Origin of the sequence: Flavobacterium nitrogenifigens (genome assembly GCF_003254565.1) — a bacterium.
GTDB lineage: Bacteria > Bacteroidota > Bacteroidia > Flavobacteriales > Flavobacteriaceae > Flavobacterium > Flavobacterium nitrogenifigens.
The window spans coordinates 223,840-238,000 of record NZ_QJRI01000175.1; the positions used below are offsets into that span (position 1 = coordinate 223,840).

Annotated in this window: 11 protein-coding genes; 5 read left to right on the forward strand and 6 right to left on the reverse strand. The window is 33.9% G+C overall.

Annotated features, from left to right (window positions below):
• Nucleotides 1-26 precede the first annotated feature (26 nt).
• From yidD to DM397_RS13080, 5 genes are all read right to left on the reverse strand, one after another.
• Nucleotides 27-275 carry a membrane protein insertion efficiency factor YidD gene (gene yidD / locus DM397_RS13060; protein ID WP_008462282.1) on the reverse strand — a complete coding sequence of 83 codons (249 nt, stop codon included), beginning with the start codon at nt 273-275 and terminating at the stop codon, nt 27-29.
• Nucleotides 276-380: 105 nt separating this feature from the next.
• On the reverse strand, nt 381-1,862 hold the full coding sequence (cysS, locus tag DM397_RS13065) for a cysteine--tRNA ligase (RefSeq protein WP_111377953.1): 1,482 nt from the start codon (nt 1,860-1,862) through the stop codon (nt 381-383).
• A 56-nt stretch (nt 1,863-1,918) separates the two neighbouring features.
• Entirely contained in the window at nt 1,919-2,308 is a 390-nt protein-coding gene (locus tag DM397_RS13070) for a four helix bundle protein (protein WP_111377954.1), read from the reverse strand.
• A 37-nt stretch (nt 2,309-2,345) separates the two neighbouring features.
• Complete coding sequence (gene folE, locus DM397_RS13075) at nt 2,346-3,017, reverse strand: GTP cyclohydrolase I FolE (RefSeq protein WP_111377955.1); 672 nt, start codon at nt 3,015-3,017, stop codon at nt 2,346-2,348.
• Nucleotides 3,018-3,221: 204 nt separating this feature from the next.
• Entirely contained in the window at nt 3,222-4,418 is a 1,197-nt protein-coding gene (locus tag DM397_RS13080; protein ID WP_111377956.1) for a pyridoxal phosphate-dependent aminotransferase, read from the reverse strand.
• Between the two features lie 123 nt (nt 4,419-4,541).
• Here DM397_RS13080 and DM397_RS13085 point away from each other — a divergent pair, with 123 nt between their 5' ends.
• The 5 genes from DM397_RS13085 (at nt 4,542) to DM397_RS13105 (ending at nt 13,236) form a co-directional block, all read left to right on the forward strand.
• Nucleotides 4,542-5,867: a PDZ domain-containing protein gene (locus DM397_RS13085; protein WP_111377957.1), complete on the forward strand. Its 1,326-nt coding sequence runs from the start codon at nt 4,542-4,544 to the stop codon at nt 5,865-5,867.
• Nucleotides 5,868-6,015: 148 nt separating this feature from the next.
• Nucleotides 6,016-9,513, forward strand: coding sequence for a gliding motility-associated C-terminal domain-containing protein (locus DM397_RS13090; protein WP_111377958.1), 3,498 nt, complete (start codon nt 6,016-6,018; stop codon nt 9,511-9,513).
• A gap of 33 nt (nt 9,514-9,546) precedes the next feature.
• Nucleotides 9,547-10,473: a PorP/SprF family type IX secretion system membrane protein gene (locus DM397_RS13095; protein ID WP_111377959.1), complete on the forward strand. Its 927-nt coding sequence runs from the start codon at nt 9,547-9,549 to the stop codon at nt 10,471-10,473.
• A 10-nt stretch (nt 10,474-10,483) separates the two neighbouring features.
• Nucleotides 10,484-12,613 carry an OmpA family protein gene (locus DM397_RS13100; protein WP_111377998.1) on the forward strand — a complete coding sequence of 710 codons (2,130 nt, stop codon included), beginning with the start codon at nt 10,484-10,486 and terminating at the stop codon, nt 12,611-12,613.
• A gap of 137 nt (nt 12,614-12,750) precedes the next feature.
• Nucleotides 12,751-13,236 carry a hypothetical protein gene (locus DM397_RS13105; RefSeq protein ID WP_111377960.1) on the forward strand — a complete coding sequence of 162 codons (486 nt, stop codon included), beginning with the start codon at nt 12,751-12,753 and terminating at the stop codon, nt 13,234-13,236.
• A 341-nt stretch (nt 13,237-13,577) separates the two neighbouring features.
• On the opposite strand, the gene DM397_RS13110 is transcribed toward DM397_RS13105, so the two are convergent.
• Entirely contained in the window at nt 13,578-13,958 is a 381-nt protein-coding gene (locus tag DM397_RS13110) for a DUF1573 domain-containing protein (protein ID WP_111377961.1), read from the reverse strand.
• Nucleotides 13,959-14,161 lie beyond the last annotated feature (203 nt).

Genomic DNA, 14,161 nt, shown 5'->3' on the forward strand with positions numbered 1-14,161 from the left:
AATGTAAAGTACCGCTTTCTAAAAAGTTAATGTTTGTGGTTGCATTTCTTTTCTGGTACAGGATCATAGCCGCTTCTTCCCCAAGGATGACAGCTTAAGATGCGTTTGATGCCTAAAAATCCACCATAAAACAATCCGTGAATTTGCAATGCCTGAATCATGTAAGTGGAACAAGTTGGTTCAAATCTACAGGCGGCAGGTGTAAAGGGTGAGATGGCAGTCTGATAAAAACGGACTAACAATACAAAGGGATATATCAGAATTTTTGAAAACATATTTTTTGTATAAGTTAGTTTATAGTGGTCAGTGGTCAGTTTTTTAGTAATCAGATTCAAACTTTGAACCGACTGAACACTTAAAACTGAACACTGACCACTTTTTTATTGAATGCTAAAAGTAGTTCCTTCTTTTCCGTCTTTAAGCTGAATTCCTAAAGCGATTAACTGATCGCGAATTTGGTCAGAAAGAGCAAAGTTTTTATCTGCTCTGGCTTGATTTCTCATTTCGATAAGCATGTTTACCACACCATCAAGTTTGTCGCTATCGCCATCGGCAGCTTTATCGTCATTAAGTCCTAAAACGTCATAAACAAAAGCGTTTACCGCTGCTTTGAAATCGGCTAAATCTTCAGCAGAAATCGTTTCTTTGCCATCTTTTAGTAAATTGATATAACGAACGGCTTCAAACAACTGCGCAATTAAAATTGGTGTGTTGAAATCATCATTCATTGCATCATAGCAAAGCTGTTTCCAAGCGGCAAAATCTATCGAGCTCGAATTTCCTGCCGTAATATTTGGTAAAGCATCAAGTGCTTCCATTAATCTTTTATATCCTTTTTCAGCAGCAACAATAGCATCGTCAGAGAAGTCTAGGATACTTCTATAGTGCGCTTGAAGCATGAAAAAACGAGTTACAGAAGCAGAAAATGGTTTACTTAATATGTTGTTGTCTCCACTAAGAATTTCGCCTGGAAGAATGTTATTTCCAGTCGATTTTGCCATTTTCTTTCCGTTTAAGGTAAGCATGTTAGCGTGCATCCAGTAATTTACTGGCGCTTGACCTGTGCAAGCTTCATTTTGAGCAATTTCACATTCGTGATGAGGGAATTTTAAATCCATTCCACCTCCGTGAATGTCAAAATGATTGCCAAGATATTTGGTGCTCATTGCAGTACACTCTAAGTGCCATCCTGGGAAACCATCGCTCCAAGGTGAAGGCCATCTCATGATATGTTCTGGTTCAGCTTTTTTCCAAAGTGCAAAATCTTGCGGATTTCTCTTGTCCGACTGTCCGTCAAGATCGCGCGTGTTAGCCAACATATCATCGATATTTCTACCACTTAAGATACCGTAATTATTAGTCTCGTTATATTTTACAACATCAAAATATACCGATCCGTTAGCTACATAAGCGATGCCTTTGTCGATGATTTTTTTGATGATTTCAATTTGCTCAATAATATGTCCTGTTGCTGTAGGCTCAATGCTTGGAGGCAAAAAGTTGAAAGCTTTTAGGATGTTATGGAAATCTACAGTGTAACGCTGTACTACTTCCATAGGTTCTAACTGCTCCAAACGTGCTTTTTTGGCAATTTTATCTTCACCTTCATCCACATCATCTACAATATGTCCAACATCAGTAATATTTCGAACATAACGAACTTTATAATCTAAATGCAGAAAATATCTGAAGATCACGTCAAAAGACATAAAAGTTCTCACGTTTCCTAAGTGAACATTACTATATACGGTAGGTCCACAAACATACATTCCAACGTTTCCTTCATGGATTGGTTTGAAATCTTCTTTTTCGCCAGAAAGCGAATTGTATATTTTTAAAGGCTGACTTGTATATAAAGGCATATTTTTTAATGTTTGTTGTTTATTGTTTTTGGTTTATTGTTTTGGAGTGAAATTGTTTATTTGAATTTTAGCCCTTTGATTTCACATTTGTTTAAGTAGTTCATCATTGCCCCAATTTTGTTTTTAACAAGTTCAACCTTTTCATTCAGTTTTAAATGTTGTTCCTGATTAATCAGTTTTTTATCAAAAGCTCTATAAGATTGAGATTTTACTTCGCCAGCAGAACCTTTTGCAATACTTAAAAAATTAATAAATTCTCGATTGCCATTTCTTTCAAAGCCCTCTGCGATATTATCCATTATTGAACCAGAACTTCTATCAATTTGATCTCTTAGCGAATAGTTTGTTTTTAAGTTTGTATTTTGAATTAGAAATTCAATTTGAAGACAGATTTCTCGAGCTAACCTCCAAATTTCTAAATCTTCAAACTTCTCTATTTTCGCCATAAAAACAACAAACTATAAACAAAAAACAATAAACATTTTAGAATTGAGTGTCTAGCTTAATATAATCTAAAAATTCTCTCTTCGTTTGAGCGTCTTTGAATTTTCCTCCGAACTCAGAAGTTACTGTACTGCTTTCGATATCTTTAATTCCGCGAGAGTTTACGCAAAGGTGTTTAGCATCGATAACGCAAGCAACATCTTCTGTTCCTAAAGCTTTTTGAAGTTCTTGAACAATCTGCATCGTTAGGCGCTCTTGTACTTGAGGTCTTTTTGCATAATACTCAACGATACGGTTCATTTTTGATAAACCAATCACACGTCCGCTTGAGATATAAGCAACGTGAGCACGCCCGATAATTGGCAGTAAATGGTGTTCGCAAGTAGAATAAACTGTGATGTTTTTTTCTACAAGCATTTCGCCATATTTGTAATTATTGTCAAAAGTTGAAGCTTTTGGCTGTTTTGCAGGGTTAAGACCTCCAAAAATTTCTTTGACAAACATTTTTGCAACTCGATTTGGAGTTCCTTTAATGCTGTCATCTGTCAAATCCATTCCTAGAGTTTGTAGAATGTTTTCAACATCTTTTTTAATTTTTTCTATTTTTTCTTCATCAGTGATGTCAAAAGCATCCGCTCTTAGAGGGTTTTTTGCATTACTGCTGAAATGATTATCTCCTATTTCGTCTAAAAATTCTTCGTTGTTTATCATTAAAAACTACTATTAGTATGTGTATTCCTCATTTAAGGCGGTAAAGATAATTAATAAATAGGAAACCTTTTCTATGGTTTTTAGGATTTAATTACTCCTTTTTGGATATAATTTAAATTTTGAAGAGAAATACTGTTATTAAAAACAAAAAAGACAACAACGAAAAACGCTATTGTCTTTTTAAAGTGTGTTATAATGAATTGATTATCTGTTGTTGTAAACCAATAAAGCTTCCTTTAAAATGTTTACGGCTGTAATCAAATCTTTTTTGTTTAAAACATAAGCAATACGAACCTGATTTAATCCCATTCCAGGTGTCGAATAGAAACCTTTTGCCGGAGCAATCATTACGGTTTCGCCATTCAAATCATAACTTTCAAGAAGCCATTGTGCAAAATCATCCGAATCTTCTATAGGAAGTTCAGCAATGCAATAAAAAGCACCTTTTGGTTTTGTTACAATAACACCATCAATCTTGTTTAATTCAGTGATTAAAGTATTGCGACGATCTTTATATTCACCGATTACTTCGTCAAAATAACTTTGAGGTGTGTCTATTGCAGCTTCGCAAGCAATTTGCTCAATTGTTGGCGGACTCAAACGTGCTTGAGCAAACTTCATTACAGTTGCTAAGACATCTTTGTTTTTAGTTACCAAACAGCCAATTCTTGCTCCGCACATGCTGTAGCGTTTAGAAACAGAATCGACCATGATAACATTTTGCTGTACATCTTCTAAATTCATTACAGAAAAATGCACGTCGTCACCATCGTATAAAAACTCACGATACACTTCATCAGCGATTAAGTATAAATCGTGTTTTTTTATTAAATGCGCCAACTGTTTAATTTCGGCTTCAGAGTATAAGTATCCAGTCGGATTTCCAGGGTTGCAAATCAGAATGGCTTTTGTTCTTGGTGTTATTAGTTTTTCGACTTCGTCAATACTAGGCAAAGCAAACCCAGTCTCAATAGTAGAAACAAGAGGCACTACAGTTGCACTTGTAGAAGAAGCAAACGCGTGATAATTAGCATAAAAAGGTTCCGGGATAATGATTTCATCTCCAGGATCTGTAATTGTGGCCAGTGCAAAAAGTAAGGCTTCAGAACCACCAGTAGTTACAATGATGTCTTCTGTGTTAACGTTTACATTTTGGCGCTGGTAAAAATGAGCTAATTTTTTTCTATAGCTTTCATATCCGGCAGACGGACTGTATTCTATAATACTCAAATCAATATTTTTTACCGCCTCGATGGCCACTTCCGGTGTCTTGATATCCGGTTGACCAATGTTTAAGTGATACACCTTGTGTCCTTTTTTCTTTGCTAAATCAGCAAAAGGAGCCAGCTTGCGTATCGGAGATTCGGGCATGTTTTTTCCCTTGAGTGAAATTGTCGGCATGAGTATAAATTATTGAAGTGCAAATTTGCATTTTTTTTTCCAATTTAACGTAAACAATACAAGGACTTACGAAAATGTAACAATAATAAATATATTTACTAATTTTATAATAAAATATTGTCAATGAAAAAATATATAGTATTGTTTTTTGGGTTATTCTTACCTTTTTTGCTTTTCGGGCAAGGCGATTTTTTATTGGAAAACAATGCAACAAAGGCCACAATACCTTTTAAATTGATAAATAACCTTGTTTTTATTCCTATAAAAGTAAACGGAGTTGAACTAAATTTCCTCCTAGATTCTGGAGTTGAAGAGACAATTCTGTTTAGTATGGAAGAGAGGCAGGAAGTCAGTTTTAATAATGTAGAGAAAATCAAACTTCGCGGTTTAGGGAGTGAAGAAGAAATAGAAGGCTTAAAATCGACAAAAAATATTCTAGAAACGCATGGTCTCAAATCAAATGACCACATGGTCTTTATTATTTTAGATCAAAGCTTTAATTTGTCTTCTCATATCGGAATTCCTGTTAACGGAATTATCGGCCACAAATTCTTTAGAAATAACTATGTTGAAGTCAATTATCAAAAGAAGAAAATAATAGTTCATGCTAAAAGTGATAAATATGAGGAAAAACTAAACAAACAGTTTAGGATGATTCCGATAACGGTAGAAAAGGCAAAACCCTATATCATGACAACAGCAACTGTGAATAATGAAGAAATTCCGGCAAAGCTTTTAATTGATATTGGAAATAGTGATGCTTTTTGGATTTTTGAAAATGATAAAATTAAACTCCCAAACAAAAACTTTCCAGACTTTTTAGGAAAAGGATTTAGTGGAGACATTGAAGGTCATCGCGCTAAAATTGATAAATTTTCGATTGATGAGTTTGATTTTAAAAAACCAATTGTTTCTTTTCCTGATTCTGCCTCCATTCGAAACGTGAAGATGGTTCCAGGACGTATTGGATCTGTAGGGGGTGAAGTTTTAAAACGATTTACTTTAGTTTTGGATTATAAAGGGAAAAAGCTGTACCTGAAAAAAAATAGCAAGTATGGAGAACCCTTCACATATAATAAAAGCGGAATTACGATTCAGCACAACGGACTTCAATGGGTGCAGGAAACCGTACATTTAGAAACCGTACAAGTTGCTTCTACAATAGATGAATTGCAGGAAAAAGATAAAAACAATAATAATTTTAAATATAAATTTGCCCTTAAACCTATATATGAAATAGTAAATGTGCGTAAGAATTCTGCAGCCGAAAAATGTGGACTGCGCAAAGGGGATATTGTTGTCAGTATTAATAATACACAACCATATAGATATAGTCTTCAGCAAATTAATAACCTTTTAAAATCGGAAGATGATATTTGGGTTAATATCGAAGTAGAACGAAATAGTTTGGTGCTTAAATTTAGATTTAAGCTAGAAGATGAATTGTAAAAAGCATTGAAAGTCATTTTTTCAATTTATTGCAAAACCCTGTTTTATACTGCTGTATTGTGGAAATGTGCTTTTTTTGTGAAAATTAGTTTACTAAAAATTAGTTTTTTTGTTGAATATTTTCTTATGTTTAGCGAAAATTTAATCTATGGCAAAAAACTACATTAGCTACCACCATTTTGTATTGTTTTTTATTTTTTTTACCCTCATTTCTTCAAAATTAACTGCACAATGTGCTGGTGACGATAATACAAATGAATTGATTTGTGATGTTTCTAATCCAATTTATCAATCTGTAAATTTATTTTCTTTATTAGAAGGTTCCCCAGTTCCTGGCGGGACATGGACCGATGATAATAATTTGAAAGGTTTAGATCCGGCTACAGGTATTTTGAGTCCCAAGCTTATTGTCGAAGGAGGTACTTATCATTATACCTATACGGCTCCCACTACTTCAGGATGCGTAGATGATAAAGCAGTGGTGACAATTACAATAGGGGCTTATGCCGGTGTGGGGTCACAGGCAACGGTTTGTAATAAAGCACGTGTCTTCAATCTTTTTACAGCATTTGACAGTAATGCAATGGGGCCGCATGATAATGGAACATTTACAAATACTATTACAGGACAAGTAGTAAGATCTGTAATAGATATTTCAGATATAGATCAAAAAACTACACTTTACTTTACCTATACTGTACCAGCAGTATTAGATTGTTCTCCAACTGAAAAGTCAACTAATATAGTTGTGACAGTTCTAAGGGCCCCAAAAGCAGGAACGCCAGCAGATTTAGCGCTTTGTGGAACTACCGATTTGGGCTCTTATACCAATTTAGACCTGTTTGATCGGCTTACTGACTATGATAGTGGCGGTACCTGGACAGGAACTGGACTAACTTCTAGTACAGATCACAATATTAATCTTCAAGAACTGTTCGATACTAACGGGCCCGGTGAATATATCTATAACTATACCGTATTAGCAGTTCCTGATAATAATATATGTAAAGATGAAACATCTTCTGTTATAATTACTCTTGAAGAAAGACTTGATTTTACAGGGGCAACAGTTGTTGTTAGTAAAGATATTTGTGCATCGCAAATCGCGACAGCTACATATTCAGGAAAAATTACCCAAGGACCTGATAGTATTCCAAATGGATTATACCGTGTTACTTATAGTATTGTAGGGCCAAGAGGGTCTGTATCACAAAACATAGTTACAGGTTTTAGCAATGGAGTGCTTGACTTTCCCATTAGTTCATCTTATTTTGGACAGGTAGGTGAATATACTATTACTATTACGGATATTGATTATTTAGCGAGTAAAAATTCTTGTACTGATATCTTTAGCCCTTTTTCAGATACTTTAACGATTTTTCCTTTACCTGATTTAACTAATGCAGTGTCAACAGCTACTTCTGTTTGTCAAAATGAGAATGCATTAATTGAAATTACAGCACCTCAATTAGCTGATGGAAGTTATCGAATCACATATAGTATTTATGGAGACAATTTGACTAGTGGACAAACGGCAGTAATACAAGCTGTAGGAGGAAAAGCGTCTTTTACTGTTCCAGGAAGTTTAAATGTAAACAGCGGATTATCTGTTGTTACAATTACAAATATTGTAAATATCACAAATCCTTCGCCACAATGTGGTATTGCTGCAAATCTTGCAGGAAATCTAATTATTAATCCATTGCCAAATGCTGCGACAGTAAAAGTAGCAGTAAATGATTTCTGTTTGAATACTCCTGTTCCTGCTTTGATTTCTGGTTTAGGGAGTTTAACGAATGTTAGCATTACATATTCGTTGTCAGAGAGTAATTCTTCTGCTGTGCAAACAATAGCTGGAGCGGTTACAGGTGGGAGACTAGATTTTACTATTCCTGCCGGATTGCTTTTAAATAGTGGAGCAACCAAAATCACATTGTTAAATTTAACCAATACCGTTACAAATTGTGATGTAGATTTAATTAATGTAATGGATGATTTTATGATAAATCCAATACCGGATGCACCTATTGCCCAAGATATGGAATTTTGTAAATCTGATAACGCAACAGCTGCTGATCTTGTTCCGAGTGGGGCAGAGTATAAATGGTATAATTCTGCAACGCTAACAACACCTCTTGCGGCCAATTATGTTTTAAAAGCAGAAGATTATTATGTTACAGAAACTTCTGTAGCGGGCTGTACTTCAGCGCCAACAAAGATTTCAGTAATCATACAGCCATTACCTAATTTAGATAATGCCGTATTAACAGCGGCTCCTATTTGTATAGGTAAGGAAGCATTAATTGAAGTTACTGCGCCTCAATTGCTTGATGGAGACTATCGAATTGTTTATAATATTAATGGAGATAATGTTGCTACTGGAGAAATTACAGAAATGGAAGTAACAGCAGGAAAAGCATCTTTTACAATTTCAAGTAATCTAAGTACAAACGCAGGATTATCAGTAATTACGATTGTAAATATTGTAAATGTTACATATCCTTTTCCCCAATGTAGCAATACAGCTTTTTTGGCAGGAAATCTAGTTATAAATCCGTTGCCAAATGCTTTAACAGTTAGTGTGGCAGTAAATGATTTCTGTTTGAATGATCCAGTTTCTGCTTCGATTTCTGGTTTAGGAAATTTAACAAACGCAAGCATTTCTTATACATTGTCAGAAAGCAATTCTTCTGGTTTGCAAACGATATCTCAGACTGTAGTTAATGGTAAATTAGATTTTATCATTCCTGCAGGATTACTTTTAAATGCTGGAACAACTAAAATCACATTATTAAATTTGACCAATACAGCAACAAATTGTGATGTTAATTTAAGCAATGTGACTGATGATTTTATAATAAATCCAATTCCATCTGCACCTGTTGCTCAAAATCAGAAGTTTTGTAAAATTGATGAAGCAGAAGTTGCAAATTTAGTTCCAAACGGGAATCAGTATAAATGGTATAATTCTCTAACTTCAACAACGCCTCTAGCTAGTACTTTGGCTTTAGAATCGGGTAATTATTATGTGAGAGAAACTTCTGCTCAAGGCTGTACTTCAGAAGCTACGGCTGTTTTGGTTACTGTAGACGATTCGCCAATTCCGGTATTAAATTCAGGGGGGCAAAACTTCTGCGGACTAAATAATCCCACAATTTCAGATTTATCAAATAATACAAATGTTCCTTCAAGTGTAGTTTGGTATGATTCGCCAAATAATGGAAATTTATTATCAAGCACAACTCCTTTAATTGAACAGGGAAAATACTACGGATTTAATTTTTCAAGTACAGATTGTCTTTCTTCACAATATATTGAAGTGACGGTCGCATTGACAGAGTGTGATAATGTGCCAAATGATTTCTTTATTCCAGACGGATTCTCACCAAACGGAGATGGTGTAAACGATTCGTTTGTGATAAAAGATATTGAATTTCTATATCCAAATTATACACTTGAAATTTATAATAGATACGGAAACGGAATGTATAAAGGAGATAATAGTAAACCAGCCTGGGATGGAAAAAATTACGAGAAGAGTGGTATCGCTGGTGGCATTGCACCCAATGGAGTTTACTTTTATGTACTGCATTTCAATAAAGACAATAAACCGCCCAAACAAGGCCGTCTTTATTTAAATCGATAAAATCTCTTTTTATATTTTTAATATAATTTTCAAATGAAAAAAATAATACTCCTTATAAATTTCCTTTTTTATTTGTCGGTCTCTGCACAGCAAGATCCTGAATATACGCATTATATGTACAATATGAGCGTAGTCAATCCTGCTTACGCAACAGGTGTTCCTGCCATGATGAATTTTGGAGGATTGTACAGAACACAATGGGTAGGTGCTTATGGTGCTCCAAAAACATTTACGTTTTTTGGGCATACAGCAATCAATGATAAAATAGAAGCGGGAATCTCATTTGTTTCAGATGATATTGGGGATGGTGCCAAAAAAGAAAATAATGTTTATGCCGATTTTGCCTATGTTCTAAAGTTAGGCGGAAAAAATAAATTGTCGTTAGGTTTAAAAGCAGGATTTTCATCTATGCAAACTAATTTTAATGGATTTCGTTTTACAGATCCGCAGACCGATTTTGCTTTTTCAGAAAATATAAATGCAACAAAACCAAACATTGGAGTCGGGGCTTACTATTTTCGAGACAATCTCTATGTTGGATTATCTGCACCCAATCTGCTAAAATCAAAATACATTGAAGAAAAATCTGGAATGAACGCTTTTGGTTCCGAAGAAATACACACTTTTTTAACTGCTGGTTATGTTTTTCAGGTTAGCGACAAGGTGAAGCTGAAACCAGCATTTATGTCAAAATTTGTAAAAGGAGCACCAATTACTTTAGATGTTACTGCGAATGTTTTGTATAATGAAAAGTTTGAGTTTGGTGCTGCCTATAGAATTGATGATTCCGTTAGTGCGCTGTTCAATATTAATGTCACGCCGACATTGAGAGTAGGATATGCTTACGATTATACCCTCACGAACTTTGGTGAGTTTAATTCTGGAACACACGAAATCATGCTGTTGTTCGATCTGGACTTGTTAGGAAAAGGATTTGATAAATCACCAAGATTCTTCTAAAATGAAAAATATGAAAAAACTACTCGTTATTATATTCGTATTTTCAATACAGTTTATAAATGCACAGGATCAGGAATTGATTAGAGCAAAACGCTTTTTTGATAAAACGTATTACAGCGAAGCTATTATTTTGTACCAAAAATTAGCTGACGAAAGACCTTCACAAGAAGTAATTAAAAACTTGGCTGATTCTTATTTCTATACCAATGATTTAGTAAAAGCACAGCGTTATTATCGTCTGTTGGTTTCAAATTACAACAATAATTTAGATCGAGAATATTATTTTAGATACGCGCAGACTTTAAAAGCAACAAATAGTAATGACGATGCAAATGCCAATTTAAAAGAGTATTATGCTAAATCATCCAATTCTGAAGATCTTGCCAATTTTGAAAAAGAACTGAAAACTTTAGAAAATGTTACCGCAATTGGCAAACGTTTTGAAATTAAAAACCTCGCGATAAATACGCCAAATTCTGAATTTGGAGGGGTTAAATACAAAGAAAATCTAGTTTTTGCTGGAGTTAAATTAAAACCAGGCTTGTTCGATAAAAAATACAAATGGGATAATGAAACCTATTTGAATTTGGTTTCAATTCCTTTAAAAAACATCAATTCGGCAGATTCTATTGTTCATTATTTTGCGAAAGAATTGAAAACTGGGATGCACGAATCGAATGCTGTTTTTACAAAAGATGGCAAAACGATTTATTTTACGAGAAACAATTCTAAAAACGGCAAGAAGAAAAAAGATGACAAGAAAATCTCCAATCTTCAGATTTTTAAAGCTGAACTGGTAGAAGGAAAGTGGACTAATATTACGTCGCTTCCATTCAACAGTTCGAATTATTCTGTTGAGCATCCTGCTTTAAGTGCCGACGAAAAAGTATTGTATTTTGCTTCAGACATGCCAGGTTCTTTGGGTTCATTTGATATTTATTCGGTTAATATAAATAAAGGAGCGTATGATACGCCGAAGAATTTAGGTCCGCAAATTAATACCGATAAGAGAGAGCAGTTTCCTTTTGCTTCGGCAGATAATAAATTATATTTTTCATCAGACGGACATTTAGGATATGGATCTTTAGATGTTTTCGTTTCTGAAATAAACGGAAATGATTATTCGAAACCAGTAAATGTTGGGCTTCCGTTAAATTCTAATTTAGATGATTTTGCGTTTAACGTAGATTCGAATACCAAAGAAGGATTTTTCTCGTCAAATAGAGAAGGAGGAAAGGGAAGCGACGATATTTATCAATTCAAAGAAATAAAAGATTTGATTGTTGAAGATTGTAAGCAGTTTATTGCTGGAACGATTATAGATGTTGATACGCAATTGGCTTTAGAAAATACAACAGTCTTATTGCAGGATTCAGAGAATAAAACTTTGAACACTATTACAACTTCTGCTGACGGAAAATTCAGTTTTACGGTTGCCTGTGAGACTTCGTATAAAATTAGCGCTTTCAAAGAAAACTATACCAACGCTTCTAAAATATTGACCTTGGACAAAACAAGAGATAAAGTAAATGATGGTTCTTTGGCTTTGAGATCTCTAGACGCTATTAAAAAAGAAGAAAAGGAGATTGCTGAAAATAAAAGAAAGCAGGAAATTATTATTGAAGAAGAAAACAAGAAAAAAGAAGCTTTGGTTGCACTTGAATTAAAAGAAAAAGAGAAAAAAGCCAAAGAAGCGGCAATCGTTGCGGCTGAAGTTAGAAAGCAGGAAAAAGTAAAAGAGATTTTAGCAAAAGAAAAAGATGTTGTAAAAGACAAAGATCGTTTGATCATTAAAACTGACCCGATTTACTTTGATTATGATTTGTGGTATATTCGTAAAGAATCCAAAGTGATTTTAGGCAGAGTTGTAGAATTAATGAAAAAATATCCTGAAATGGTCATCGAAATTGGATCGCATACCGATTCAAGAGGAAATGAAAAATACAATGCCGATTTATCTCAGAAAAGAGCCAATTCAACTAGAGAGTTTATTATTCAATCAGGAATTGAAGCCAAAAGAGTTTCTGCAAAAGGTTATGGAGAATCGGTTCCAATTGTAAAATGCAAAACCGATGAATCGTGCTCAGAAGAAGAACATGAATTGAACAGAAGGTCTGAATTTGTAATCAAAAATTTGTAACTTTTTTGAAACATAGTAAACCCGACAGGTTTTAAAAACCTGTCGGGTTTCATTTTTACAGAAAAACTTTGTCAAAACCTTTTTGCTGAAACCTTTTTTCTTTAATTTTATAGTTATATCAATAAAATGAAAATAGTATGAGAAATCTAACCTTATCTTGCTTGCTTTTATCCTTCATCGGATTGCAAAGCTGTAAAAATGAAGAAAAACAAAAAGCTACCGAAGCTGCAAAAGCAGAAGGAGAAACAGTAGTAAGCACTGCATGCTACAAAGCAATTTATGAAAAGGATACGATAGATTTAAAATTGAATACTTTAAAAAACGGAAAATTATCCGGAGATATGATTATGAGAGTCGCGCCTTCAACTGTTAGAACGGGAGAAGTTGCAGGAGAATTTCATGGTGATACTTTGTTTGTAGATTATACTTTTAAAGACAATGTAAACGGAGAAAAAACATTCAAGAATCCGATGGCGCTTTTAAAACGCAATAATCAGCTTATTTTAGGAAACGGAACCATGCAAACTACAATGGGAGTTACCTATTTAGTAAAAGACAAACCAATTGATTTTGAAAGCGTAAAGTATAAATTTGATACTACTGAATGCGCTGAGAAAAAATAAAAGAAGAAAGATTTGGGAAGCAAGATGCTTCTCTTCAAAAATAAAATGAAGCTGTCTCAAAAGGACAGTTTTTTTATTGGACAGAAATATTTATAACATTTTTTTGATCTGTAAAAACCCCAGCGGGGTGAAATATTTATAGAAGTGGTAATATCAAAAATGGATAAAGCTCCAGAGGAGCGACATATTTTTTCTGTAGACTTAATATATGACGCCCCTCTGGAGCTTTTGTTGTAAACATTTATTCTTTTTGCTATAAATATTTTGCTTCTCTGAAGCTTTTAAAAAAAAATAGCTGTCCATTCGAGACAGCTATTTTTGTTATTTAGATTATTTAATTCTTATTGAACTTCGCCCTTAATTTTAAGAGCTACTCTTCCGTCAGGATAGTTTACTGCATTGGTTTCAACAGTAATTGTTTTACGAATAGGTCCTGCGACCATATTATATTTTACATCGATTTTTCCTTTTTTGCCCGGCAAAATTGCTGCCGCAGGTTTTGTTACAATGATTGAACTTACTGTAGATTCTGCACCTGTAATTAATAATGGAGCGTCTCCAGTGTTGGTAAATTCAAACGAACGAAGCCCATTGTCACTTTTAGAAATTTTTCCATAATCAATTGTATTATCAGGAGCTGCAAATTCAATTTTTGGGCCATTTTGCGCATAACTTATTGCACTAAACAATAAGACTGCAATAAAAGAGGCTGCATTTTTCATATGAAATCTTTTTTTAATTGTAAGTAAATATACATTCTTTTAATTAACACACAAATTATTATTTCTCTTTTTATAGTCTACTTAATTATTTACTTTTGCTGTCAGTTATAAATACAAAAATTAAACCATTTTTTTTGTTTAACTGTTTAATCGTTTATTTGTTTAATCGTTGGGATTGAATTATAAATGATCTTTTTGAAAAC

Bases quoted from the DNA above. Each gene is read 5' to 3' on its own strand.
- DM397_RS13080 (WP_111377956.1), bottom strand. From the start codon at position 4,418: ATGCCGACAATTTCACTCAAGGGAAAAAACATGCCCGAATCTCCGATA.
- cysS (WP_111377953.1), bottom strand. From the start codon at position 1,862: ATGCCTTTATATACAAGTCAGCCTTTAAAAATATACAATTCGCTTTCT.
- DM397_RS13085 (WP_111377957.1), top strand. From the start codon at position 4,542: ATGAAAAAATATATAGTATTGTTTTTTGGGTTATTCTTACCTTTTTTG.
- yidD (WP_008462282.1), bottom strand. From the start codon at position 275: ATGTTTTCAAAAATTCTGATATATCCCTTTGTATTGTTAGTCCGTTTT.
- folE (WP_111377955.1), bottom strand. From the start codon at position 3,017: ATGATAAACAACGAAGAATTTTTAGACGAAATAGGAGATAATCATTTC.
- DM397_RS13090 (WP_111377958.1), top strand. From the start codon at position 6,016: ATGGCAAAAAACTACATTAGCTACCACCATTTTGTATTGTTTTTTATT.
- DM397_RS13070 (WP_111377954.1), bottom strand. From the start codon at position 2,308: ATGGCGAAAATAGAGAAGTTTGAAGATTTAGAAATTTGGAGGTTAGCT.
- DM397_RS13110 (WP_111377961.1), bottom strand. From the start codon at position 13,958: ATGAAAAATGCAGCCTCTTTTATTGCAGTCTTATTGTTTAGTGCAATA.
- DM397_RS13095 (WP_111377959.1), top strand. From the start codon at position 9,547: ATGAAAAAAATAATACTCCTTATAAATTTCCTTTTTTATTTGTCGGTC.
- DM397_RS13105 (WP_111377960.1), top strand. From the start codon at position 12,751: ATGAGAAATCTAACCTTATCTTGCTTGCTTTTATCCTTCATCGGATTG.
- DM397_RS13100 (WP_111377998.1), top strand. From the start codon at position 10,484: ATGAAAAAACTACTCGTTATTATATTCGTATTTTCAATACAGTTTATA.